Below are 23,436 nucleotides of genomic sequence, written 5' to 3'. Positions count from 1 at the left end.
TCAGGCAGACGCGCCCCGGCGGTGAGTAATGTACCAGCAATAATGTATGGGCTTACTGCGCCGCTTAAAATCCTCGTCTAGCGACCAAGCACAGCGGTCCGCAATTTCAAAACGCTCAGCCAGCACCTCATCCAGTATGAAGTCGCGCTTATTGGTGGAAAAAATCAACAAGCCATCTTTGGCCAAACAGCGCATCGCCTGAGCAATCAATTCGGCGTGATCGCGCTGGGTGTCCAGCACATCGTCCATTCTCTTTGAATTAGAGAAGGTCGGTGGATCGAGAAGAATCAGGTCAAACTCCTCCTCACAATCTGCCAACCACTGTCTAGCATCCCCCTGCTCGGTGCGATGGCGCGCCTCGCTCAAGCCATTGAGTGACAGGTTCTGTCGCGCCCATTTCAGGTACGTGTGCGACATATCAACCGACGTTGTGTGGCGCGCGCCCCCCAGCCCCGCGTGCACTGAGGCAACGGCGGTATAACAGAAGAGATTCAGAAACCGCTTACCGCGCGCTCGCTCGGCAATGTCCAAACGCACCGGGCGGTGATCGAGAAACAACCCGGTATCGAGGTAATCGTATAGATTCACCAGCACCGTCGCCTGGCCTTCGCGCACTTCTAGCACCTTGCCCTGTGGGGCTTGGCGTTCGTACTGAGACTTACCGCGCTGGCGCCGTCGCTCCTTTAGCGCAATATCTGTTACCGGCAGTGAAAACACCTCAGCACAAGCCTGCATTACCTCGCCCAGACGGCGACGGGCATCGTCGTCATTGACCGATGACGGTGCGGCATATTCGCTGACATGCACGGCGTCACCGTAGCAATCCACAGCCACGGCATATTCAGGCATATCCGCATCGTAAACACGAAAGCAGCTTATCTCGTTGCGGCGACGCCACTTATCCAGGCGCTTTAGGTTTTTTCGCAAACGATTGGCGAACATTTGTGCTCCGGCACTCAGTGCTGGTGTAACCGCTGCCTGTTGCTGCTCAGGTTTGCGCTCGGTTACGAAATATCGTTGTTCAACCTCAAACAACAGCAGCTTGCTCGGTATGGTGCCGTTGAAAAGTTGATATTGCTTGCAAGCGCGAATGCCCATTCGCTTCCCGAGGTCCGGGTTACCGGTAAACACCCCCGCCTGCCAACCTTGAAAGTCCTCGCGAAGGCTTTGCCCCAAGCGCCTGTACAAGTGCAGCAACTCCGCTTCTTCGCCAAGCCGCTCGCCATACGGGGGGTTACAAATCAGCAGTCCAGGCAAAGCGTCGTTACGGGGTGGCGACAGCTCAGACAACTCGCCGCGCGCCACCTTCACGAATTGAGCAAGGCCCGCACGCCGGATATTGTCCTGCGCTTGCGCAATGACTTTACCGTTCGCATCGTAGCCCCAAATTTGCGGCCAGTTTCGGCGGTGAGCCTGTCGCTGCAAGTCCATTGCTTCATCGTGAAGTTGCCGCCACAAGACCTGCTGATGCCCAGACCAGGCTGCAAATCCCCAGTGCTTGCGCTGCAGTCCAGGCGCAATATTCATTGCCATCATGGCCGCTTCGATCAACAGGGTACCGCTGCCGCACATGGGGTCGATCAAGCCACCACCGCGGCTGGCAACCCCCGGCCAATCTGCCCGCAGCAACAACGCAGCCGCTAAATTTTCTTTCAATGGCGCCAGCGCGCCACTTTGCCGGTAGCCACGCCGGTGCAGGCTATCACCCGACAAGTCGATAGCAACGAGTATCTTGCCCTTGCGCAACCGCACATGAACACGAATATCAGGTTGCGATTTGGCGATGTTTGGCCGCTCTTGCCCGGCCTCAATAAAGCGATCAACGATGGCATCCTTGCAACGCAGTGCGCCGAAGTGACTGTTGCGGATCTCGCGGCTGCGCCCGGCAAAGTCTACGAGAAGGCTGCTTCCCTCACGCATGTGTGCAGGCCAGTCGATGGCATGCAGGCCATCGTATAATTGCTGGGCACTGTCGCCAGGGAACTCGGCCAGTGGCAAAAGCACTCTATTGGCAAGACGCGACCACAGGCATAGCCGGTAGATCACGTCGGGCGTCGCGTCGACCGTCACCGCCCCGACCGTTTCGCCCCGCTTCTGTGCTCCCAGGCGTTCGGCTTCATCTCCCAGTAAACCTTCGAGCCCCTTCGGGCAACTGAGGATTAGTGACTGCATTTGACTCATAAACACCCACCCGGGACATTGTGATTCAGGTAATTCATATTGCTTCTCAATAGCTTAGCGACTTTATACATGAACTCTATAAAACGCCCTAGCCTTATGCGAAATCGATCTTCGCGAGATTTATGAAAGTTTGGTTACATGGTAATTCGGTTGACGCACACTGCGCCAACTTTGGTTCGCTATGCCCCGCTCTGGGCGTAGTGAGTACACGTTGAACAATGGAGGCTTATGCCCTATGAGAAGACAGAAACGCGACATGACTGAGCGCGCCTACCAACGTGGTTATCAGGCAGGAATCGCCGGAAAAAACAAAGAAAATTGCCCTCACACTCAGCAGCAACTCAAACAGGAATGGATCTCTGGATGGCGCGAAGGCCGCGTCGACCACTGGGACGGTATCGACACCGCCACCGCACTCCAAAAGCAAGCGTTTCACTAATTTCGTGTCACTGGCCCCATAGCAATGGCCAGCGTGCTGGCTGTTGAGTCCTAGATAAAAGCCCGCCTTGAGCGGGCTTTTTTTGTGCTTGCTAACTAGCGACGGCTGCGCCTTCCCGGCTTAGCCTCCGCGGGGCTTTGCTCCGGCGGCGTCAATCCCGCCATCACATACACATCATCGACTTCGTGCTCGGGGAGCTCCGTCCACATACCCACTTTCACTTTTGAAGGGATGAAAACATTGCCATAGCGCACACGCTTCAGGCGATTGACCTGCAAACCCTGCGACTCCCATAAACGCCGCACTTCGCGATTGCGCCCCTCCATGATAACCACGTAGTACCAGTGGTTAATGCCCTCGCCACCACCGTCTACGATATCGGTGAACCGGGCAACGCCGTCATCCAACTGCACGCCATCTACTAAGGCCTGCAGGTTATGCTCACTGGCATTGCCCATAACGCGGCACAGGTACTCTCGCTCTATAGTTGTCGAAGGGTGCATGAGTTTATTGGCGAGATCACCATCGGTGGTAAACAGCAATAAACCGGTGGTGTTGTAATCAAGCCGCCCTACGCAGATCCAGCGCTCGCCGGATAATCGCGGCAACCGATCAAACACTGAGCGCCGCCCCTCTGGGTCTTTGCGGCTACAAATTTCCCCTTCGGGCTTGTTGTACAGCAGCACACGCGGCCGCTTACTACCCGTATCTGATTTGAGCGGGCGCCCATCGAACACGATGCGGGCGGTTTTATCTACGCGATCGCCTAGTGTCGCGAGCTCGCCATTCACTTGCACCCGACCATCGCTGATCGCGCGCTCCATTTCACGGCGTGAACCCAAGCCTGCACGAGCAAGCACCTTTTGTAACTTTTCGTCTTCGGCACTCATCAGTGCTTTATCTCTGTCATTGTGTCGTCCTCATCGACGAGTTTGGCTTCGGCTTCGGCTTCGGCTTCGGCTTCGGCTTCGGCTTCGGCTTCGGCTTCGGCTTCGGCTTCGGCTTCGGCTTCGGCTTCGGCTTCGGCTTCGGCTTCGGCTTCGGCTTCGGCTTCGGCTTCGGCTTCGGCTTCGGCTTCGGCTTCGGCTTCGGCTTCGGCTTCGGCTTCGGCAGTATTTGACTCGGCGCTGGCCTCGGCAAGATTGTCTTTGTCGAACTGCAGCTCTGAGTTCAAAGAATCTAAATCGGCAATCTCAGCCAGACTGGGCAGTTCGTCGAGATTACTGAGATTAAAATAGTCCAAAAACTGACGCGTGGTCGCATACATGGCCGGTCGGCCCGGCACATCTTTGTGGCCTACAACGCGCACCCACTCTCGCTCCAGCAGTGTTTTAACAATGTGAGAGCTGACCGCAACGCCCCGTATTTCTTCTATGTCACCGCGAGTGATCGGTTGGCGGTAGGCAATCAGCGCTAGGGTCTCTAGCAGCGCGCGTGAATAGCGCTGGGGCTTTTCGTCCCACAAGCGACCTACCCAGGGCGCGAACTCTTCTCGCACTTGAAAGCGATAACCACTGGCCACCACTTTGAGCTCGTAACCACGACCCTCACAATCCCGCTCTATTTGCGCCAGAGCATCGCGAATTTCATTGGCCGCAGGCCGTTGTTGTTCGTCAAAGAGTTCAGCCAGCTGAGCGAGTGTTAGCGGCTTTCCCGCTGCCATCAGCGCCCCTTCGAGTATTCTTTGTAACTGCTGCGCGTCAATCATCAGGTGTTCTTAGCTTTAACGTGAATGGGGGCAAAAGGCGCTGACTGAACAATTTCAACCAGAGACTCCTTAATGAGTTCCATAATAGCCAAAAAGGTCACAACAACCCCGAGACGCCCTTCCTCGGGTTTGAACAGTGAGACAAAAGGCACAAAGGTATCGCCGCTCAGCCTCGCTAATACTTCCGACATTCTCTCACGAGTGGACAGCTTTTCCCGCTCGACCTGGTGGCTAATGTACAGATCTGCGCGCTGCAAGACTTCACTGAGCACCAGCATCAATTCTTTCAGATCAACGTCGGGCTCTTGCTTAACCTTTTTCATTGGCGGCGGTGCCACCTCGCTAAGGTAAGTTTCGCGCCCTACTCGCGGCAGCTGATCGATATTCTCTGCGGCCTGCTTGAAGCGCTCGTATTCCTGCAGCCGTCTTATTAACTGCGCGCGGGGGTCTTCGTCGTCTTCCAACTCTTCGCTGGAGCGCGGCAGTAGCATCCGGGATTTAATTTCCGCCAACATCGCCGCCATCAACAGATACTCAGACGCCAGCTCGAACTGCATGGCGTTCATCATATTGACATACTGCATGTATTGCTCAGTGATCTGAGCAACGTTGATCTCCAAAATATCGATGTTCTGTCGCTTGATCAGGTAAAGCAGAAGGTCAAGCGGCCCCTCAAAGGCTTCCAGGAAGACTTCCAAGGCTTCAGGGGGGATATACAAATCCTTTGGCAACTCGGTAAGCGGCTTACCCTGGACGATCGCAAACGGCATTTCACCCTGCTGAGGCCGACTGCGCAGCGCCTTAAGGCTAACAATGTCCATGGCACGCTGCATGGGTGCACGGCGGGGCGCACCGGGCAGATTTTCTGCTACCGGCTGTTCGTTATCCTGACCGTTGCCCTGCTGCACGAGCGCCCCCTATTTTCACTAAGCCGGCGATTATACGGCTATCTGCTCGAGCGTCACAGCGCTTGTTCAAATAGACTGACATCGCCAAGTCCGCGGCGAAGCACTACTGGCACGTCATCCACGAGATCGACCACAGACGTTGCCTCCATGCCACAGTAACCGCCGTCTATCACCAAATCGACGTGGTTCGCCAGCGTATCGCGAATGTCATAGGGGTCCGTCATCGGCAAGTCTTCGCCTGGCAGAATCAGGCTCACGCTCATTAGTGGCTCATTCAGCTCTGCTAATAGGTCCAGGCAAATTTGGTTGTCGGGTACGCGCAGGCCCACGCTCTTGCGCTTGGGGTGGTGAAGGCGCTTAGGGACCTCGGGCGTGGCACGCAAGATGAAGGTGTAAGGCCCGGGAATTAGGTTTTTGAGCAGGCGAAAGCTGCTGTTATCAACCCGGGCATAATTACCCAGCTCAGAAAGATCACGACACATCAGCGTGAAATTGTGCTTGTCGTCCAAACGACGAATCGTTCGGATACGCTCCAATGCACTTTTATCCCCGAGGTGGCAGCCCAGCGCATAGGCCGAATCAGTGGGGTAAGCGATCACGCCGCCACTGCGGACGATATCGGCCGCCTGTTTGATTAACCGTGCCTGTGGGTTTTCGGGGTGGATCTGAAAAAATTGACTCATAATTATCCTTAAATGTGGTCAGCTGGCCCTTAGCCAACGCTGCCATACCGGCTGACAATTTCCCACTACCTCGGCATCACAGCCAAGATCACACCACTGGCTTAAGTGGTGAAAATCACTGCCAGCCGACGCTTCAAATTCAAAGTGCCTGCACAGCTCACGTAGGTAACGTAACTCTTGATCCGCAGGCCGACCATTACATACCTCCAGCGCCTCGCCGCCCAGGTCTTTAAACTCTGCAAGCAAGCGACGCAGCTTTGCATTGGTCATTTTGTAGTGCATAGGGTGAGCAATCGCAGCCACACCACCGCCGGCGTGTATCCATGACAGCACAGACGCCAACGATGGCCACATCGCCTTTACATCGCCAATTTTGCCAGCGCCCAAAAAGCGGTCAAAGGCCTCATTCATCGACCCCACATAGCCCTTTTCAACCATATAACGGGCAAAGTCTGGTCGACCCAGCGGCCGGTCAGCGACACTGCTCCGCAATGCCTCAACATCAATATCGATGCCCTTCTTGCTTAAACGGGCGGCAATTGTCTCGCTGCGCTGCTCCCGCGCCACTTTCTGCCCCGCGATGGCATCGCACAGCAGCGGCTCAGATACGTCCAGCCCCAAACCCAATACGTGAATGTTGACGCCATTCCAGTTGCATGAAAACTCCGCACCACACACCAGCTGCAGATCGCCGGGAAGGTCTTCTAGCGCCTGGTAAGCATCGACCGTATCGTGATCAGTAATTGCCAACAGATCAACGCCACGATCAACCGCGCGCGCCACCAACTCCTGGGGGGTCAAACCGCCATCGGAGGCGGTGCTATGGGTGTGTAAATCGATTATCAAGCTTTAATACTCCAGCACCTCTGTGGCGCTCACCCCCTGCGCTAGTGATAACGCGGGAAAATGGTTATAGTGAGCCGCGCATTCGCGCAGACAATCCCGACCACAGGACGAACCATGCCCCCAAACAATCAGGGCAAGCCACGGCACAGTGCCGTGACCAACCTTTTATTCAATATTGTGATACCGACGCTGATACTCACCAAGTTCAGCGGCGAAGAAGACTTGGGGCCTAGCCTGAGCATCATTATCGCACTGGCTTTTCCCGTGAGCTTCGGCGCATGGGATTATATTAAAACCCGCCGCACCAACATTTTTTCCATACTCGGTTTCGTCAGCATCTTACTGACCGGCGGGATCAGCCTGTTGGAGCTGGACCCTCAATATATCGCCATTAAAGAGGCGGCGATCCCCGGCCTGATAGGCCTTGCTACGTTGCTGTCACTATACACGCCCTATCCGCTGATCAAAACGCTGTTGTTCAACGATGAGGTTGTCGACACCGCGCGTATCGAGAAGGCGCTTAGTGAGCACAATGCCCACAACGCCTTCAACGTAGCCCTTCGCCGAGCAACCTACTTACTGGCTTTCTCTTTTTTCCTGTCCTCGACCCTGAATTACCTGCTCGCCAAGTTTATTTTGGTCAGTCCTCCCGGCACCCCTGAGTACAGCGCCGAGCTGGGAAAAATGACCGGACTCAGCTTTCCCGTCATCGCACTGCCCTGCACAATCGTGATGATGGGCGCCCTGTTCTACCTAATGAACAGAGTTAAGAGCCTCACAGCACTGGAGCTCGAACAGATTTTTAGATTACACCAGGATCAAAACTAATCATGTTTTACGCCATTCTCAGTGAAGACGTCAGCAACAGCTTAGAAAAGCGCCTGACCGCGCGCCCTGCCCACCTCGCGCGCCTAGAGGAACTAAAAGCCGATGGCAGGCTCTTAGTTGCCGGCCCTCACCCCGCCATTGACAGCAACGACCCGGGAGACGCGGGTTTCACCGGAAGCCTGGTGATAGCCGAATTTCCCAGCCTGGAAGATGCTCAGCGCTGGGCCGATGCAGACCCTTACATTGCGGCCGGCGTGTACAGCAAAGTTAGTGTAAAACCGTTTAAAAAAGTACTGCCCTAGAACAGGGCGCCAAATTGCAGTCTGCAACCATGTACATTACTCTTATTCATTAATACCTTACCGCAATTTTTTAAAGTGGAATTAACAGTGAAGAAACTCACCCTTCTCGGCCTTGTGACCGTCCTGCTCACCCTTTCTGGCCAACTGTTCGCCGAAACCCGCTATATCAGCGACAAGGTTTATGTACCACTTCGTGTTGGGGATGGCAGCAAATACCGAATCGTTCATCGCGGCCTGCCCAGTGGCACTAAGCTTGAACTCATCACCACCAACGAGAGCACGGGCTACTCTAAAGTCAAAACGACAAGCGGTACCGAAGGCTGGCTGCCCAGCCACTACCTTGTCGAGGCGCCCGTTGCACGCACACGCTTAAAAGAAGCGGAAGCCAAACTCAGCAGACTCAGTGAGGCAAACAAAGCCCTCCGCGAGCAACTCAAAAACACCACGCAAAGCAGTGAGCAAACCGCCTCCATTGTGGAACAGCTAGAACGCGAGAACACCGCCCTCAGCGAAGAGCTGGACGCGATCAAACGCATCTCTGCCAACGCCATTAAACTCGACAGCGACAACCGCCGCCTGCTTGAGAGCAACCAGATGCTGAGCAGTGAGGTCGATGTGCTCAAGACCGATAACGCTCGCCTGCGTGAAAACAAAGAAAACGAATTTTTCCTAAACGGCGCCTTCGCGGTGCTTATCGGCGTAATGATCGCTCTAATCGTCCCACGCATGATGCCTAAGCGGCGTTCCGAATGGGGCTAAGACGATGCGTATAACCGCTTTTTTATGCCTTTTACTCTCACTCAGCATCGCGCCTGCCCACGCTGGCGATAAGCCCGTTGTCACCCTGCACACCAGCAAGGGAGATATCCGCATTGAGCTGTTGCCAGACCGCGCGCCCATTACGGTGGAAAATTTCCTCAATTACGCGAAAAGCGGTTTCTACGACGGAACCATTTTTCATCGCGTCATTCGCCGCTTTGTCGTTCAAGGCGGCGGCTTTACAGCGGATATGGTTGAAAAACCCAACGGCGAACCGATTGTTAACGAGTCCAAGGCGAGCCGGCTGAGCAATCAGCGCTGGACGGTTGCCATGGCGAGAACCGACGACCCGAATAGTGCCCGCTCGCAGTTTTTTATTAACCTGCGAATGAATCTGTCGCTCGACGCACGCATGGGCCGCGACGGCTATGCGGTGTTCGGCCATGTCATCGGTGGGCAGCATGTCGTAAGAGACATTAGCAATGTGCGCACCCAGCGCGTCGGCGACTTTGAGGACGTGCCCATGGAGCCGATTATTCTGGAGCGAATCAGCATCAGCAAGGCTAGCCCCGCCACTAAATAGCCAGAGGCCGCGATGACCGCACTCAGCATCAACCTGAACAAAATTGCCTTAATCAGAAACTCGCGCGACACCGAGTACCCAAGTGTCATCGAACACGCGAAGCGCTGTATTGCCGCAGGCGCACAGGGTATTACCGTCCACCCTCGCCCCGACCAGCGCCACATACGGGCAGACGACTGCTACGCCTTAGCAGACGTGCTGGACGTGGAGTTTAATATTGAAGGCAACCCGCTGGCCGCTCCCATGAAAAGCGATCGGACTGGCGTCAGCGACTACCCCGGCTTCATGGAGATCATTCGCCGGACTCGCCCCGCTCAATGCACCCTGGTGCCGGATAACAACAGCCAGCTAACCTCCGACCACGGTTTCGACCTCAAGCGCGACGGAGAAAAAATTGCGCCTATTATCGAAGAGCTTCGTGCAATGGGTGTGCGTGTCAGTCTGTTTATGGACCCCGATGCCGAACAAATACGCCTAGCCAAAACCTTCGGCGCCGACCGCATCGAGCTGTATACCGGCCCCTATGCCCAGGCCTATGGGAGCCCCCAGCAGGAGAACTGCCTCGCCCGTTTCGTCGACGCCAGCCGCGTTGCCGCCGAAAGCGGCTTGGGCCTGAATGCAGGCCACGACCTTAACCTGCACAACTTAGCGCTCTTCAAACGCAGCGTGGATCAACTACTGGAAGTGTCGATCGGTCACGCCTTCACCGTGGACGCTATTGAACTCGGCCTGGATCGAGCGATTGCCGCCTACCTGGACTGCCTGCGCTAGACTGCCCCGCGAGGCGGCGTTATTAGCAGCGCGCAAACACAGGCCCCTGGAACGACGTAGGGATGTCCATCCAAACGCTATACACAAAGCATAAAAACATAACGCACGAAGACACGACGACAGTCGCGATGCTGTACGGCAAATAATTCGAGGAGAAAATTAAGACAATAAGATGGGGTGGCCGACGGGGCTCGAACCCGCGACAACAGGAATCACAATCCTGGACTCTACCAACTGAGCTACGGCCACCATAACGTATGACTTGACCTGTAATGGCACGCCCGACAGGATTCGAACCTGTGACCGACGGCTTAGAAGGCCGTTGCTCTATCCAGCTGAGCTACGGGCGCAAAAAGCGTCAAGAGTTGACGAAATGGTCGGGGTAGAGAGATTCGAACTCCCGACATCCTGCTCCCAAAGCAGGCGCGCTACCAGACTGCGCTATACCCCGAAACATGTGTAACTCATGCCCCCTTACAGGAGCTGCGCATGATACGCAGACACCTCTGAGGCGTCAACAATTTTAGAAAAAAAACTTACGACTTTATTGGCCAGTGCATTTTCGGCGTGCGACAATAACAGCTTATTTTCAATCATCTTTTTCGGAGACAACCGGGATGGCGGCACAAATTCTGGACGGCAAGGCACTGGCGGCAAGCTGGGAACAACAGCTTTCAACTCGAGTGGCAGCACTCAAAGAAAAGTCCGGTGGCAAAACCCCCATTCTGGCAACGATTTTGGTTGGCGACGACCCCGCCTCTGCGACGTACGTAAAGATGAAAGGCAACGCCTGCAGACGCGTCGGCATGGACTCTATGGCCGTTGAGCTGCCCTCCTCCACGACCACCGAGCAGTTGCTGGCAAAGATCGACGAACTGAATAACGACAGCAATGTGCACGGCATCCTCCTTCAACACCCCGTGCCCGCCCAAATTGATGAGCGCGCCTGTTTTGACGCTATCGCCTTGCATAAAGATGTCGACGGCGTCACCTGCCTGGGCTTCGGCCGCATGGCCATGGGCGAAGACGCCTACGGCTGCGCCACTCCCAAAGGCATCATGCGCCTGTTGGAGCACTATAAGATTGATATCGAAGGCAAGCACGCTGTTGTCGTTGGCCGCAGCGCGATTCTTGGCAAGCCCATGGCAATGATGTTGCTGGAAGCCAATGCCACAGTCACCATTTGCCACTCCCGAACGCAAAATTTGCCCGCACTGATCAAGCAAGCCGATATTCTCGTCGGCGCCGTGGGCAAACCGGAGTTTATTAAAGCTGAGTGGGTGAAAGATGGCGCCGTTGTCGTCGATGCCGGTTACCACCCAGGCGGCGTTGGCGATATTGAGCTCGCCCCGCTGCACGAGCGCGCAAGTGCCATTACTCCGGTACCGGGCGGTGTTGGCCCCATGACCATTAACACCCTCATATTCCAAAGCGTCGATTCAGGCGAGAAAGCACTGGCCTAAGGCGACTCCGTGGCAAAACGACAACGCAAGCCCAAGGTTATTGGCCCGGGGCAGAAAGCAGCACGCGGTATTTTAATCGGCTTTATGCACGGTTTATTTTTGCTGACGCGCAGCGTGCGCTTTCGCAATAAACCCAGCATTGAAACGCCGTGCGTAATCGCGGTGTTTCACGACGAGCTACTGCCGCTGTGCAAGTACTTTGCGCACAGCAACGCCAGCACGATCGCGTCACAGAATCACTTTGGTTACGCCATCGGTAAAGCCCTGGAGCGCTACGGTTACCAAGTGGCACTTGGCTCACCGAGCCGCGGCGGCCGCGATGCGTTTTTCCAGCTGTTGCGAAGAAGTAAAACGGCATCGGTAACGGTATTCACGGTAGACGGCTCTCGCGGCCCACGCCACGAAATGAAAGCCGGCGCGGTAGCACTCGCGAGAAAGACCGGACTCCCGCTCTACTTAATGCGTGTGGACTACAAAGGCTGGCGGATTCAATCAACCTGGGACAAATTCAAGGTTCCACTGCCCTTTACTTCAGTGACATTTCATAACGAGCGCTTCCCGCTTGAAGATTATTCAGCAGACACCGATGTGGACGCGATAACAAAGGTCGCCGAGCGCCGACTGCAAGGACTGCTGGCTGACGACTACCGGCAAGAGAAGGTATAGCCATGTGGCTTAAGCGCTGGCAGCAATGGCTGCTGCTGTCCGTGTACGCCGCTGTAATCACCGCCCTATCGCTAACGCCCGCCAGCACCATGCCGGACATCACGCTCTGGGACAAAGCCCAACACTTCATTGCCTACGCGGTGTTTATGGGCTTCGCTTATCCGGTTGCTAACACCCTGCGCGGCCGCCTGCTATTCGCCATCGCGATTATTCTCTACAGCGCCGCCATGGAATACGGCCAATCCTGGATGCCCGGCCGCGCGCCTTCAGGCGGCGACCTGCTTGCCAATAGCCTCGGAGTGATTATTGCCTTTGCAATAATGAGCGCGGTTGGCGCAATGATTAAACGCCGACGTCGGCGAGCTTAGGCCCGCCGCCAGGTCGTCCCCTCGCGACTGTCTTCTAGCACCACGCCACCTTCAAGCAGTTGAGCACGAATACCGTCGGCGCGAGCAAAATCCCGGTCTTTCTTGGCCTGTACCCGCTCGGCGATCAAGGATTCAATCTCCTCGGCGCTCAATTCACCCGCACCACCTGCCTGCAGGAAGGCCTCTGCCTCGCAACCCAGAATACCCAGAAGCGCACCGAGCGAACGCAGCAGCGCCGCCTGTTCCGTCACTGCTGCGTCCTCGCCAGCGGCGCGGGCGTTATTGAGCTCGCGCACCAGGTCAAATAACACAGCCAGCGCTTCCGGCGCTGCAAAATCATCACTCATGGCCGCATCAAAGCGCTGCACATAGCGATTGTCTGCGGGCAATTCGTTGTATGGCGTTACCGGCTCGACGGGCAGCCCTTTCAGGGCGTGGTAGAAGCGCTCGAGGTTTTGCCTGGCGATTTGCAGGTTATCCTCGGAGTAGTTGATGGCACTCCGGTAGTGACTGGAGATCAGAAAATAGCGCACCACCTCTGGGTGATATTTGTCGAGAATTTCCCTAATAGTGAAGAAGTTACCCAGTGACTTGGACATCTTTTCGTTGTCCACACGCACGGCCCCGGCATGCATCCAGGTGTTCGCATAAGGCTTACCCGTGGCCGCCTCAGACTGCGCGATTTCGTTTTCATGGTGAGGGAAAACCAAATCCGGACCACCGCCGTGAATGTCAAAATTATCGCCCAGGCAGCAGGTGGACATCGCCGAGCACTCGATGTGCCAACCGGGACGCCCCTCTCCCCAGGGTGACGGCCAGCTGACTTCGCCACTTTTTGCGGCCTTCCACAGCGCAAAATCGCGCGGGTCTTCTTTGGCCTCGTCAACGGCTATTCGCGCTCCCGATAGCAATTCGTCTGGCTTCTTACCGGATAGCTTGCCGTAGCCCTCGAAGCGACTCACACGATAGTAAACATCGCCGTTGTCTGCCGCGTAGGCAAAGCCGCGCTCGATCAACCGTGCGATCATTGCCAGTATGTCATCGATGTGACCGGTCGCTCGCGGCTCGGCATCCGGAGGCGCTATCCCCAAACGCTCTGCATCTTCATGCATCGCCGTAATGAAGCGCTCGGTCAACGCGGTGTAATCCTCGCCGTTTTCGTCTGCACGGCGCAGGATCTTGTCATCGATGTCGGTGATATTGCGCACATAGTTCAGCTCGTAACCCTTGGCGCGCAAATAGCGGCTGATCACATCAAAAGCCACCAACACCCGCGCGTGCCCCAAGTGGCAGTAGTCGTAGACGGTCATGCCGCAAACGTACATCTTCACTTTGCCAGCTTCGATCGGTGTAAAGGCTTCTTTCTTGCGACTCAGGGTGTTGTATATCTGCATACTGATGCTTTCGCTTATTCCGTCGGCGCGTAGAGAAGCGCCGAGTATCTATTTAAGGGTAGTGACTATTTATGTGTCGTGCCTATGTGGTGGCCTCAGGCCTCCGCCTTACCCCAACTATCGCGCAGCGCAATTGTGCGGTTGAATACGGGCTGCTCCGCCGAGTGCTCGTAACGGTCAGCAACGAAATAGCCGGTGCGCTCAAATTGGAAACGGCTTTCCGGTGAGCAATTGGCCAAGCCCGGCTCTATCCAACAGTCTTCCACAACGCTCAATGAGTCGGGGTTAACATGCTCCAAGAAGTCTTCACCGCCGCGATCCGGTGAGGCGTGGTTAAAGAGCCGGTCATAAATGCGAACCGTCGCCCGACGGCCTTCACTGGCAGAAACCCAGTGAATCACCCCCTTGGGCTTTACGCCATCGCTGGGGTCTGCACCGAGAGTATCTGGGTCATAGCTGCAGTGAACCTCAACAATATTGCCCTGCTCATCTTTGACCACCTGCTCAGCGAGCAGCACATAGGCATTGCGCAGCCGCACTTTTTTACCCAGCACCAGCCGTTTGAACTTCTTGTTCGCCTCTTCACGGAAATCATCACGCTCGATATATACCTCGCGCGTGAACGGTAGCTGGCGCTCACCCAGGTCATCGCGATTGGGGTGGCCCGGTGCACCAAGCTGTTCCACCTGGCCCTGCGGGTAATTGTGAATAACCAGCTTAAGCGGATCCATCACGCACATTGCGCGCGGCGCATTTTTATCGAGATCATCGCGGATCGCGTGCTCAAGCATCGCCATGTCGACAATCCCCTCACTGCGGGCCACACCCACCATCTCGCAAAAGTGGCGCAGCGCTGCAGGCGTAAAGCCACGGCGACGCATCCCGGCAATAGTCGGCATGCGCGGGTCATCCCAGCCAGCGACAATATTCTCGTCAACCAGAGCTTTCAATTTGCGCTTGCTGGTAACGGTGTAATTGATATTCAGGCGCGCAAATTCATACTGCTTGGGCTCGGCCGGCACCGGCAGATTTTCTATAAACCATTCGTACAGCGGGCGATGATCTTCAAACTCCAAGGTGCAGATAGAGTGCGTAATCCCCTCAATGGCATCGGACTGACCGTGAGTGAAGTCGTAGGTAGGATAAATACACCACTTATCACCCGTTTGGTGATGGGTCTGCTTGCGAATGCGATAAATGATCGGGTCGCGCAAATTGATATTCGGCGCTGACATATCGATTTTGGCACGCAGCACTTTCGCGCCCTCTTCGTATTCACCGTTGCGCATCGCCTCAAACTCAGCGAGGTTCTCTTCAGGGCTGCGCTCGCGAAAGGGACTGTTTCGGCCCGGCTCAGTTAACGTGCCGCGATACTCTCGCGCCTGCTCTGCGCTAAGTTCGCACACGTATGCCTTGCCGGCGTTGATCAATGCCACCGCGTAGTCATAGAGCGTGTCAAAATAATCAGAGGCATAGCGTACTGGCCCTGCCCACTGATAGCCCAACCACTGAATATCTTCCTGAATAGCATCAATATAGGCCTGCTCTTCCTTGGCAGGGTTGGTGTCGTCGAAACGCAAATGACACTGGCCGCCAAAATGCTCAGCCAGACCAAAATTCAGGCAAATCGACTTGGCGTGACCAATATGTAAAAAGCCATTGGGCTCCGGAGGAAATCGGGTGACCAGTGAACCACTCAGGCGGCCTTCCTCGATATCCTTGCGGATGATGCCGCGCAAAAAGTTATTACCAGTGACGTCTTGTTCACTCATTGAATCGCAAATCTCTTGGTTTATTGCGCCAGTGACAGGCGCACGATGCATAAAGGTTGTCGACGGCAAACGTAGGCCCGGTTTCGCCGCCAATGCAAAAACCGTATTATAGCGGCTTTAATTTCGGCTTATAAGCGAGAATCAACGCAAATGGTTATCTTTAAAACAAATTTTGGTGACATCAAGATCGAACTCGACTTCGAAAACGCGCCCAAGACCGCAGAAAATTTTAAGCAGTACGTTGAGGAAGGCTTTTACGACGGCACCATCTTCCACCGCGTTATCGACGGCTTTATGATTCAAGGCGGCGGTTTCGAGCCCGGCATGAAACAAAAAGCAACCCGCGAGCCCATTGAAAACGAAGCAGATAATGGCCTCAAAAACACTGTTGGCACCCTGGCAATGGCACGCACCATGGACCCACACTCTGCCAGCGCGCAATTCTTTATCAATGTGAAAGACAACGACTTCCTGAACCACAGCGGCAAAAACATGCAGGGCTGGGGCTACGCGGTATTTGGCAAAGTCAGCGAAGGTATGGACGTTGTTGAAAAAATTAAAGCGGTACGCACTACCAGCGCCGCGGGTCATCAAGACGTTCCCGCCGACGATGTGATCATCGAAAAAGCGGAGTGGCAAGGCTAGGCTATGCGCAGTCTGTTTATTTCAGACTTGCACCTTGACGAGCAGCGCCCGGATATCACCCGGGCGTTCTGCCAGTTTCTGCAAGACGACGCCTCCAAGGCGAACGCGCTCTACATTCTTGGCGACTTCTTTGAGAGCTGGCTGGGCGACGATGACAGTAGTCCCCTGATTGAGCAGGTCAAAACCGCCCTCCTCGAACTCAGCAATACCGGCTGCCAAGTGTATTTTATGCACGGCAATCGTGACTTCTTAGTCGGTGATGCATTTTGCCAAGCGGTCTCGGCAACACGCCTCGACGACCCCTGCGTGATCGACTTACTCGGCGAGCCCACGCTGTTGATGCATGGCGATAGCCTATGCACTGGCGACGCCGAATATATGCAGTTCCGGGCAATGGCTCGCTCTCCAGAGTGGCAGGCACAGGTGTTAAGCAAAAGTCTTAGCGAGCGCCGCGCCCTCGCCAAACAGCTGCGCGCCGCCAGCAGTGAAGCCAATAGCAACAAGGCCGAAGATATCATGGACGTCACGCCCTCAGAGGTAGAACGCATCATGACCCAGCATCATTGCCAGCGACTGATTCACGGCCACACTCATCGTCCCGCGCGACATGCTTTTACCCTTAACAACAAGCCAGCCGAACGCATCGTACTCGGCGACTGGCACCGCCAAGGCTGGGTGCTCGATTGCAAGGATAGCGAGATCGTACTCCGCGCCTTCGATATTTAAATTGCGCACCACTTTTGGGCGTTTGCGAAAGGCCGCCCCAAACTCGCGCACTTTCTTTTTCACTGGGGCGGTATGGCATGCTCGTCATTAGCGCCCACACTGCACAACGCACCCCGAAAGCCCCCAAGAAGACTGGCATAAGTATTGCTGAGTTACCCCGTATATAACGACCAATACGGTAATATCAGGAACTCTTGGCATGCCCCACCCCACAACGGCAACACCGCCAGAAAAGCCGCGCCTGCGGCTGGGCTTCATCCCTCTCACGGATTGCGCACCCTTGGTCATTGCCTTTGAGAAAGGCTACTTCGCAGCAGAAGGCCTTGACGTTGAGCTTTGCCGGGAAACCTCATGGGCCGCCATTCGCGACAAAGTAGGCTTGGGAATTCTGGATGGGGCGCAGATGCTCGCCTCCATGCCACTGGCCAGCCGACTCGGCATTGGCGGTCCACGTTTCGATTTTGTCAGCGGCATGGTTCTGGATCTCAACGGCAATGCCATTACGCTCAGCAATGAGCTGTTCCAACACCTGGCTGCTATTGACCCCCATTCCGCTCGCTGCCCCAGCGCCGCCGCAGGGGCACTAAAGCAGCACCTTCAAGTGCGCGAGGCGTCAGCGGCGCCCTTGCGCCTGGGCATCGTTTACCCCTGCTCAACCCAAAGTTTTGAGCTGCGTTATTGGCTGGCGAGCGCTGGCATCGACCCCGAGCGCGATGTCGAGCTGGTCGTGGTACCACCACCGAAGATGGTTACCGCGTTGAGCGAGGGTAATATCGACGGCTTTTGTGTTGGCGAACCGTGGAATACGCTGGCCGTTCAACAACGACTCGGGCATGTCGTGGCGACCAAATACCAATTGTGGAACAACAGCCCGGAGAAAGTCTTCGCCGTCACCGAGCAATGGAGCCACCATCATCCCAACAGCCACCGAGCAGTGCTTCGAGCGCTGCTTCGGGCCTGCCAATGGCTGGATAAAAAAGAGAACCGTCGTCGCGCCGCCAAGATCATTAGTCAAGCTGCCTATATCGCCCTACCCGAGGACACTGTTGCGCTATCACTCCGTGGCTTCTCTCAGCGCCATCACGGGGAAGCCCCGGAAGAGGTGGCCGACTTCCATGTTTTCCACCGCTACTGCGCCAACTTTCCCTGGCTGAGCCACATTGATTGGTACATCTCACAAATGTACCGCTGGCAACTGTTAAAAATGCCCATCAAACTCGACGACACGGCAAGGGCCATTTTCAAACCCGACTTATATCGCCAGGTCGCCGCCTCCCTGGGAATCGACAGCCCCCAGATCGACCGCAAAACGGAGGGCAATCTGCCTCAGAAAATGCTGTTTTCAGACTCCCAGCAGCTGGGACCCAACCAGTTTATAGATGGAAAAATCATTGGGGTTGGCGGGACCTTAAAGTATCTCGAAGCGCTGCCGCTACCAGAGCCCGAATTGTCGGCACTGCGACTTATGAACCCCCAACAGGCATCGGCACGCGGATGAGAGCACTACTTATCGACCTAGCACCTGAGGACGTCAAGCACTTGGCAACAGCACTCGCTCGCGCCGGTATCGAATGCAGAAGCACGGAAAAGGACAGCGACCTGTACGATGAGCTGGAGCGCTGGCCACCGGAGCTCATTTTCGCCCGCACTGGCTCGCCACGGCGCGATGTGCTGGAACATGTCGCCCATACCCGGCGCGACAGCCCCCAAACCATTATCAGTCTCTTCGGCAGAGCATCTGAGGGGATCGCTCGGCTAGCCGCCGAACTGGATATCAGCCTTTACGCCATCAGCAGCCTTCGCGACAGTTTGCTGCAAGCGTTAATTGATATCGCGATTAGCGAGCTTCACAGCCATCAGCAGTTGCACACTGAAGTCGCTGCTGCGCAATTTTCATCCAAACAGCGGCTGAAAACCCATGAAGCTATCACCTTCATCGTGGACAACTTCTCGCTTGCTCCTCACCAGGCCGAGGCCCTGCTAAAGAAAAATGCACAGCGGCAAAACCGCAGTGTTGAAGACTTAGCGGATCAACTGCTCAGCACCGGCTCCATGGGCTAGACCAGCTCAGCCGGCACCTTAGGCTGCGAGCAGCGGCCCGCTATGGAACCGGAACACCTCATCAGGCGTGAGAATCAACTCCTTCTCTCGCTCACAAAACAGCGCGACACGCGGCGCAATGGGCTCGTCTGAATAGCGCTGTGCAAGGCTTAAATAGTCTTTGAAATGCCGGGACTCGGACTTGAGCAGGGAGAGGTAGAATGCACCCAGTTCGTCATCGAGTTCCGGCGCGATCCGCGCAAAACGCTCACAACTGCGAGCCTCTATCAACGCCCCACAGACTAGGATATCCACTAATTTGCCGGGATCGCTGCTGCGGCACAGCTCGCGCAAACCGTTTGCGTAGCGCGCCGACGAAATATGCCGGTAGGCAACCCCGCGTTTTTTCATTATCGCCAGCACCTGCTCAAAGTGTCGCAACTCTTCGCGAGCAAGCCGGGACATCTTGTTGAGAAGATCCAGCTTATCCACATAGCGAAACATTAAGTTCAGCGCAGTGCCCGCGGCCTTTTTTTCGCAGTTGGCGTGATCAATGAGCAGCTCTTCGGGGTGGGCTAAGGCCGCCTCAACCCATTCATTGGGCGTCTCACAGGGGAGAAAATCCAGAATTTCAGAAATGTCGACGGCCATACTCACTGCCCTGAAAAAACGCGGAAGTATATCAGCACGATGGGCCAGCCTCAGCCCTCTTTTTGCATGTAACGACCGATGTAGCGCTCGTAGTGGGCCTGCGAGAGCAGGTAGAACTCGCGATCAATGGCCTCCCGCAATTCCAGCAGGCTACTGTCGCGCCAGACACTATCGACAACAAAGCCATACTTTCGCGGCTCTGTTATTTGCCCGGCACCGGCGCGCAGCAATTGAAACAACCATATATAAGGGTCTTTCTGCGCGGGATAGCGGACACGTTGCACGCCCAACTGCCAGGCCAGCAGCTCGGCATTAATAATATGAAGTTTGTCCTGCATCACCTGCACCAGGAACTGGTCCAGGCGTTCGTCAATGATGCGCTTCTGCTCCTGGCTGTAGCTATTCCAGTGAATCACCTCGTGACAAAAACGCTTGCAGCCACGGCAAACATCGTCACCGATACCTGTAGAGCAAACACCAATACAAGGTGTCGCCACACGGCGTAGCAAATCAGACAAAACAACTCCCGAGAACGTTTTTAAACGAGGCAAAAGAGTAAGCGAGCGCGTCCCCTGAAACAAGGGTCAGCCCACCGCCAAAAATAGGTGGATGCCAGTGCCCCCGCGCCCACCTTTCCAGGTGGGGCGGCACACTCACCGCTTGCGGCACCAACGCCGCTATCGTCATTAAGGTAGCCAAATCACTGCATTATTCACGCTTATGTTACGTCGGCGGTGGCTTTTTGGAGGAAAACCGCAGCAGTGGTAATAATCCTGTCGATATCCGCGCCCTATTCTTAACAAACCTTAACCTGGGTAGGGTTTTTCAGTATACTTGCCACCCCATTTCGCATCGATGACGGGCATCGATAGCCCCGGCCTCCGGCGATCCCGGACTACGGGTACCGAAACTGATAGAGAGAGGAGTTAACAGTGCTAGAAGCATATCGCAAGCATGTCGAGGAGCGCGCGGCGCAGGGCATCGTCCCCAAGCCCCTGAACGCAGAGCAAGTAGCCGGCTTAGTTGAGCTACTCAAGAATCCGCCAGCCGGTGAAGAAGAGACGCTGGTGGACCTGATCTCGAACCGCGTGCCACCGGGCGTAGATGAAGCAGCATACGTAAAAGCAGGCTTCCTGTCTGCCATCGTTAAAGGCGAGGCTAGCAGCCCTCTCATCACCAAAGAAGAAGCCGTTAAACTGCTGGGCAATATGCACGGCGGCTACAACATCGCAACACTGGTTGAACTCCTCGACGACGCAGCACTGGCTCCTCTGGCTGCCGAAGAGCTCAAGCACACCTTGCTGATGTTTGATGCCTTCCACGACGTGGAAGAAAAAGCCAAAGCCGGTAACGAGCTGGCTAAAGCGGTTATGCAAAGCTGGGCAGATGGAGAATGGTTCACCAGCCGCGATGACGTGCCCGAAAGCATTGTTAAAACTGTCTTCAAGGTGACTGGCGAAACCAACACCGATGACCTGTCACCCGCGCCAGACGCGTGGTCGCGTCCTGATATCCCGCTGCACGCACTGGCCATGTACAAAATGGAGCGCGACGGCATCAAGCCCGACGAGCAAGGCAAAATTGGTCCCTTGGCCCAAATTGCTGAGCTGGAGAAGAAAGGCCACCCAATCGCAATGGTTGGCGACGTTGTTGGCACGGGCTCTTCACGTAAATCTGCCACCAACTCGGTACTGTGGTTCTTCGGTGACGACATCCCCGGCGTGCCCAACAAGCGCGGTGGCGGTGTGTGTATTGGCGGCAAGGTTGCCCCTATCTTCTACAACACCATGGAAGATGCTGGCGCCCTGGTTTTTGAAGCCGACGTTGAAAAACTCAACATGGGCGATGTGATTGAAATTCGCCCCTATGACGGCGTGATCAAGAACGTTGAAACTGGCGAAACTCTCAGCGAATTCAGCCTGAAATCCGACGTCCTGCTGGATGAAGTGCGCGCTGGTGGCCGTATCAACCTGATCATCGGCCGTGGTCTGACCACAAAAGCACGCGAATCATTAGGCCTTGAGCCCTCGACTCTGTTCCGCGTGCCTTCGCAGCCCGCCGACACTGGCAAAGGCTTCACATTGGCCCAGAAAATGGTCGGACGCGCTTGCGGCCTGCCCGAAGGCCAAGGCGTACGCCCCGGCACTTACTGCGAACCCAAAATGACTACCGTCGGCTCTCAGGACACCACTGGCCCGATGACCCGCGACGAGCTGAAAGATCTGGCCTGCCTCGGTTTCTCTGCCGATCTGACCATGCAGTCTTTCTGCCACACCGCGGCTTACCCCAAGCCCGTTGACATCGACACCCAGCACAGCCTGCCAGACTTCATTATGACGCGCGGCGGTGTCTCTCTGCGCCCCGGCGACGGTATCATCCACAGCTGGCTGAACCGCATGCTGCTTCCTGACACAGTCGGTACTGGCGGCGACTCTCACACCCGCTTCCCAATGGGTATCTCCTTCCCTGCGGGTTCTGGTCTGGTCGCTTTTGCTGCAGCCACTGGCGTTATGCCACTGGATATGCCCGAGTCTGTGCTGGTGCGCTTTAAAGGCGAAATGCAGCCCGGTATTACCCTGCGCGATCTGGTTCACGCGATTCCCTACCAAGCCATCAAAGATGGTCACCTGACGGTTGAGAAAAAAGGCAAGAAGAACATCTTCTCTGGCCGCATTCTTGAGATCGAAGGATTGGAAGGCCTGACGGTAGAACAAGCCTTTGAATTGTCTGACGCCTCTGCTGAGCGCTCTGCTGCGGGCTGTACCATCAAGCAAGGTATCGAGGAAATTTCAGAATACCTGCGTTCAAACATCACCCTGCTGCGCTGGATGATCAGCGAAGGCTACGGCGATGCACGCACACTTGAGCGTCGCGCTCGCAAAATGGAAGAGTGGCTGGCCAACCCAAGCCTGCTCGAAGGCGATGCAGATGCAGAATACGCAGCAGTTATCGAAATCGATCTGGACCAGCTGACCGAGCCCGTGGTTTGCTGCCCGAACGACCCAGACGATGCCAAGCTGTTGTCTGAAGTTGCCGGCGACAAAGTTGATGAAGTCTTTATCGGTAGCTGCATGACCAATATCGGTCACTTCCGCGCAGCCGGTAAACTGCTGGACGCCCACAAAGGCAGCCTCTCTACCCGGCTGTGGTTGTCGCCACCAACCAAGATGGACCAGCACACGCTGATGGAAGAAGGTTACTACAACATCTTCGGTGCCGCTGGCGCGCGTATGGAAATGCCAGGATGCTCGCTGTGTATGGGTAACCAGGCACGTGTTGCCGATGGTGCCACGGTGCTGTCTACGTCTACACGTAACTTCCCCAACCGCTTGGGTACTGGCGCCAACGTTTACCTGACCTCTGCCGAGCTGGCAGCGGTTGGCGCGATTGTTGGTCGCCTGCCTACGCCTGCAGAATACCTGGAATACACTCAAAACCTGAAGAGCATGTCAGCGGACATTTACCGCTACATGAACTTCGATCAAATTGAGTCCTTCCAGAAAGGCGCTGAAGAAGGTGCGCGCATTGCCTCAGTAGAGATTACTGAAGTTTCTGCCTAAGCCATTGCGTTAAAATCAAGCCGCCTTCGGGCGGCTTTTTTTATGCCTGCAATACGCGAAAGTCTGTTAGCGCTAATCGTCATTGCATGGGTTGCGGCGATAACCTCGCCAATCAACTGGGCGCGGCACGGAGAAAAAAGAAG

At 55.6% G+C, this 23,436-nt stretch carries 24 protein-coding genes and 3 tRNA genes; 14 read left to right on the top strand and 13 right to left on the bottom strand.

Going from position 1 to position 23,436, the window contains the following annotated elements; genetic code table 11:
* Nucleotides 1–2,181 (bottom strand): bifunctional 23S rRNA (guanine(2069)-N(7))-methyltransferase RlmK/23S rRNA (guanine(2445)-N(2))-methyltransferase RlmL, encoded by a 2,181-nt coding sequence (gene rlmKL / locus AC2Q8J_RS00950; RefSeq protein ID WP_486451914.1) that lies wholly within the window; start codon nucleotides 2,179–2,181, stop codon nucleotides 1–3.
* Nucleotides 2,182–2,416: 235 nt separating this feature from the next.
* Here rlmKL and rmf point away from each other — a divergent pair, with 235 nt between their 5' ends.
* A complete protein-coding gene (rmf, locus tag AC2Q8J_RS00945) occupies nucleotides 2,417–2,620 on the top strand; it encodes a ribosome modulation factor (protein WP_027873880.1) in 204 nt (67 codons plus the stop codon).
* 95 nt (nucleotides 2,621–2,715) lie between these two features.
* Here rmf and rluB read toward each other — a convergent pair whose 3' ends face one another.
* From rluB to AC2Q8J_RS00920, 5 genes are all read right to left on the bottom strand, one after another.
* Complete coding sequence (gene rluB / locus AC2Q8J_RS00940; protein WP_486451913.1) at nucleotides 2,716–3,510, bottom strand: 23S rRNA pseudouridine(2605) synthase RluB; 795 nt, start codon at nucleotides 3,508–3,510, stop codon at nucleotides 2,716–2,718.
* Nucleotides 3,510–4,328, bottom strand: a complete 819-nt coding sequence (scpB, locus tag AC2Q8J_RS00935) for an SMC-Scp complex subunit ScpB (RefSeq protein WP_486451912.1) — start codon at nucleotides 4,326–4,328, stop codon at nucleotides 3,510–3,512. Before scpB ends, rluB begins: the two co-directional genes overlap by 1 nt.
* Complete coding sequence (locus AC2Q8J_RS00930; RefSeq protein WP_204996583.1) at nucleotides 4,328–5,161, bottom strand: segregation and condensation protein A; 834 nt, start codon at nucleotides 5,159–5,161, stop codon at nucleotides 4,328–4,330. The genes scpB and AC2Q8J_RS00930 overlap by 1 nt, the downstream gene beginning before the upstream one ends.
* 128 nt (nucleotides 5,162–5,289) lie before the next feature.
* Nucleotides 5,290–5,919 carry an L-threonylcarbamoyladenylate synthase gene (locus tag AC2Q8J_RS00925; RefSeq protein WP_486451911.1) on the bottom strand — a complete coding sequence of 210 codons (630 nt, stop codon included), beginning with the start codon at nucleotides 5,917–5,919 and terminating at the stop codon, nucleotides 5,290–5,292.
* A gap of 18 nt (nucleotides 5,920–5,937) precedes the next feature.
* Complete coding sequence (locus AC2Q8J_RS00920) at nucleotides 5,938–6,765, bottom strand: PHP domain-containing protein (protein WP_288363280.1); 828 nt, start codon at nucleotides 6,763–6,765, stop codon at nucleotides 5,938–5,940.
* Nucleotides 6,766–6,879: 114 nt separating this feature from the next.
* Here AC2Q8J_RS00920 and AC2Q8J_RS00915 point away from each other — a divergent pair, with 114 nt between their 5' ends.
* The 5 genes from AC2Q8J_RS00915 to AC2Q8J_RS00895 all read left to right on the top strand — a co-directional run bounded on the left by AC2Q8J_RS00915 (nucleotide 6,880) and on the right by AC2Q8J_RS00895 (nucleotide 10,008).
* Nucleotides 6,880–7,593: a VC0807 family protein gene (locus AC2Q8J_RS00915; RefSeq protein ID WP_204996363.1), complete on the top strand. Its 714-nt coding sequence runs from the start codon at nucleotides 6,880–6,882 to the stop codon at nucleotides 7,591–7,593.
* A 2-nt stretch (nucleotides 7,594–7,595) separates the two neighbouring features.
* Nucleotides 7,596–7,895: a YciI family protein gene (locus AC2Q8J_RS00910; protein WP_204996362.1), complete on the top strand. Its 300-nt coding sequence runs from the start codon at nucleotides 7,596–7,598 to the stop codon at nucleotides 7,893–7,895.
* An 87-nt stretch (nucleotides 7,896–7,982) separates the two neighbouring features.
* Nucleotides 7,983–8,654, top strand: coding sequence for a TIGR04211 family SH3 domain-containing protein (locus AC2Q8J_RS00905; RefSeq protein WP_204996361.1), 672 nt, complete (start codon nucleotides 7,983–7,985; stop codon nucleotides 8,652–8,654).
* A gap of 4 nt (nucleotides 8,655–8,658) precedes the next feature.
* A complete protein-coding gene (locus tag AC2Q8J_RS00900) occupies nucleotides 8,659–9,237 on the top strand; it encodes a peptidylprolyl isomerase (protein ID WP_486451910.1) in 579 nt (192 codons plus the stop codon).
* 12 nt (nucleotides 9,238–9,249) lie between these two features.
* Nucleotides 9,250–10,008: a pyridoxine 5'-phosphate synthase gene (locus tag AC2Q8J_RS00895; protein WP_288363960.1), complete on the top strand. Its 759-nt coding sequence runs from the start codon at nucleotides 9,250–9,252 to the stop codon at nucleotides 10,006–10,008.
* Between the two features lie 173 nt (nucleotides 10,009–10,181).
* Here AC2Q8J_RS00895 and AC2Q8J_RS00890 read toward each other — a convergent pair.
* The 3 genes from AC2Q8J_RS00890 to AC2Q8J_RS00880 all read right to left on the bottom strand — a co-directional run bounded on the left by AC2Q8J_RS00890 (nucleotide 10,182) and on the right by AC2Q8J_RS00880 (nucleotide 10,459).
* Nucleotides 10,182–10,257: transfer RNA gene (locus AC2Q8J_RS00890), tRNA-His, on the bottom strand.
* 24 nt (nucleotides 10,258–10,281) lie between these two features.
* Nucleotides 10,282–10,358, bottom strand: a tRNA-Arg gene (locus tag AC2Q8J_RS00885).
* A 24-nt stretch (nucleotides 10,359–10,382) separates the two neighbouring features.
* A tRNA-Pro gene (locus AC2Q8J_RS00880) sits at nucleotides 10,383–10,459 on the bottom strand.
* 166 nt (nucleotides 10,460–10,625) lie between these two features.
* On the opposite strand from AC2Q8J_RS00880, the gene folD reads away from it, so the two are divergent.
* The 3 genes from folD to AC2Q8J_RS00865 are packed head-to-tail and all read left to right on the top strand — an operon-like array spanning nucleotide 10,626 to nucleotide 12,505.
* Nucleotides 10,626–11,471, top strand: a complete 846-nt coding sequence (gene folD / locus AC2Q8J_RS00875) for a bifunctional methylenetetrahydrofolate dehydrogenase/methenyltetrahydrofolate cyclohydrolase FolD (protein ID WP_027873889.1) — start codon at nucleotides 10,626–10,628, stop codon at nucleotides 11,469–11,471.
* Between the two features lie 9 nt (nucleotides 11,472–11,480).
* Nucleotides 11,481–12,137: a lysophospholipid acyltransferase family protein gene (locus tag AC2Q8J_RS00870; protein WP_204996358.1), complete on the top strand. Its 657-nt coding sequence runs from the start codon at nucleotides 11,481–11,483 to the stop codon at nucleotides 12,135–12,137.
* 2 nt (nucleotides 12,138–12,139) lie between these two features.
* Nucleotides 12,140–12,505, top strand: a complete 366-nt coding sequence (locus AC2Q8J_RS00865; RefSeq protein ID WP_486451909.1) for a VanZ family protein — start codon at nucleotides 12,140–12,142, stop codon at nucleotides 12,503–12,505.
* Here the strand turns inward: AC2Q8J_RS00865 and cysS are convergent.
* Together cysS and AC2Q8J_RS00855 are read right to left on the bottom strand one after the other, a co-directional pair.
* A complete protein-coding gene (gene cysS, locus AC2Q8J_RS00860; protein WP_486451908.1) occupies nucleotides 12,502–13,899 on the bottom strand; it encodes a cysteine--tRNA ligase in 1,398 nt (465 codons plus the stop codon). The two genes, AC2Q8J_RS00865 and cysS, sit on opposite strands and share 4 nt — an antisense overlap.
* A gap of 95 nt (nucleotides 13,900–13,994) precedes the next feature.
* A complete protein-coding gene (locus AC2Q8J_RS00855; RefSeq protein ID WP_424146239.1) occupies nucleotides 13,995–15,671 on the bottom strand; it encodes a glutamine--tRNA ligase/YqeY domain fusion protein in 1,677 nt (558 codons plus the stop codon).
* Nucleotides 15,672–15,821: 150 nt separating this feature from the next.
* Here AC2Q8J_RS00855 and AC2Q8J_RS00850 point away from each other — a divergent pair, with 150 nt between their 5' ends.
* From AC2Q8J_RS00850 to AC2Q8J_RS00835, 4 genes are all read left to right on the top strand, one after another.
* Nucleotides 15,822–16,316, top strand: a complete 495-nt coding sequence (locus tag AC2Q8J_RS00850) for a peptidylprolyl isomerase (RefSeq protein WP_204996355.1) — start codon at nucleotides 15,822–15,824, stop codon at nucleotides 16,314–16,316.
* A gap of 3 nt (nucleotides 16,317–16,319) precedes the next feature.
* Nucleotides 16,320–17,042, top strand: a complete 723-nt coding sequence (locus tag AC2Q8J_RS00845) for a UDP-2,3-diacylglucosamine diphosphatase (RefSeq protein WP_486451907.1) — start codon at nucleotides 16,320–16,322, stop codon at nucleotides 17,040–17,042.
* A 199-nt stretch (nucleotides 17,043–17,241) separates the two neighbouring features.
* A complete protein-coding gene (locus AC2Q8J_RS00840; protein ID WP_204996353.1) occupies nucleotides 17,242–18,540 on the top strand; it encodes a CmpA/NrtA family ABC transporter substrate-binding protein in 1,299 nt (432 codons plus the stop codon).
* The gene (locus tag AC2Q8J_RS00835; RefSeq protein ID WP_486451906.1) at nucleotides 18,537–19,103 is read left to right on the top strand and encodes an ANTAR domain-containing response regulator; all 567 of its coding nucleotides are present in this window, start codon (nucleotides 18,537–18,539) and stop codon (nucleotides 19,101–19,103) included. Before AC2Q8J_RS00840 ends, AC2Q8J_RS00835 begins: the two co-directional genes overlap by 4 nt.
* 18 nt (nucleotides 19,104–19,121) lie before the next feature.
* On the opposite strand, the gene AC2Q8J_RS00830 is transcribed toward AC2Q8J_RS00835, so the two are convergent.
* Nucleotides 19,122–19,733: a MiaE family protein gene (locus AC2Q8J_RS00830; protein WP_486451905.1), complete on the bottom strand. Its 612-nt coding sequence runs from the start codon at nucleotides 19,731–19,733 to the stop codon at nucleotides 19,122–19,124.
* A gap of 50 nt (nucleotides 19,734–19,783) precedes the next feature.
* Nucleotides 19,784–20,251, bottom strand: coding sequence for a DUF1289 domain-containing protein (locus tag AC2Q8J_RS00825; protein ID WP_286838317.1), 468 nt, complete (start codon nucleotides 20,249–20,251; stop codon nucleotides 19,784–19,786).
* Nucleotides 20,252–20,665: 414 nt separating this feature from the next.
* Here AC2Q8J_RS00825 and acnB point away from each other — a divergent pair, with 414 nt between their 5' ends.
* Complete coding sequence (gene acnB, locus AC2Q8J_RS00820; protein WP_027873897.1) at nucleotides 20,666–23,293, top strand: bifunctional aconitate hydratase 2/2-methylisocitrate dehydratase; 2,628 nt, start codon at nucleotides 20,666–20,668, stop codon at nucleotides 23,291–23,293.
* Nucleotides 23,294–23,436 lie beyond the last annotated feature (143 nt).

This window comes from Spongiibacter sp. C9W (genome assembly GCF_057370015.1).
Note: the sequence above shows the minus strand (reverse complement) of the source record. Positions and strands in the feature narration are given on the sequence as shown.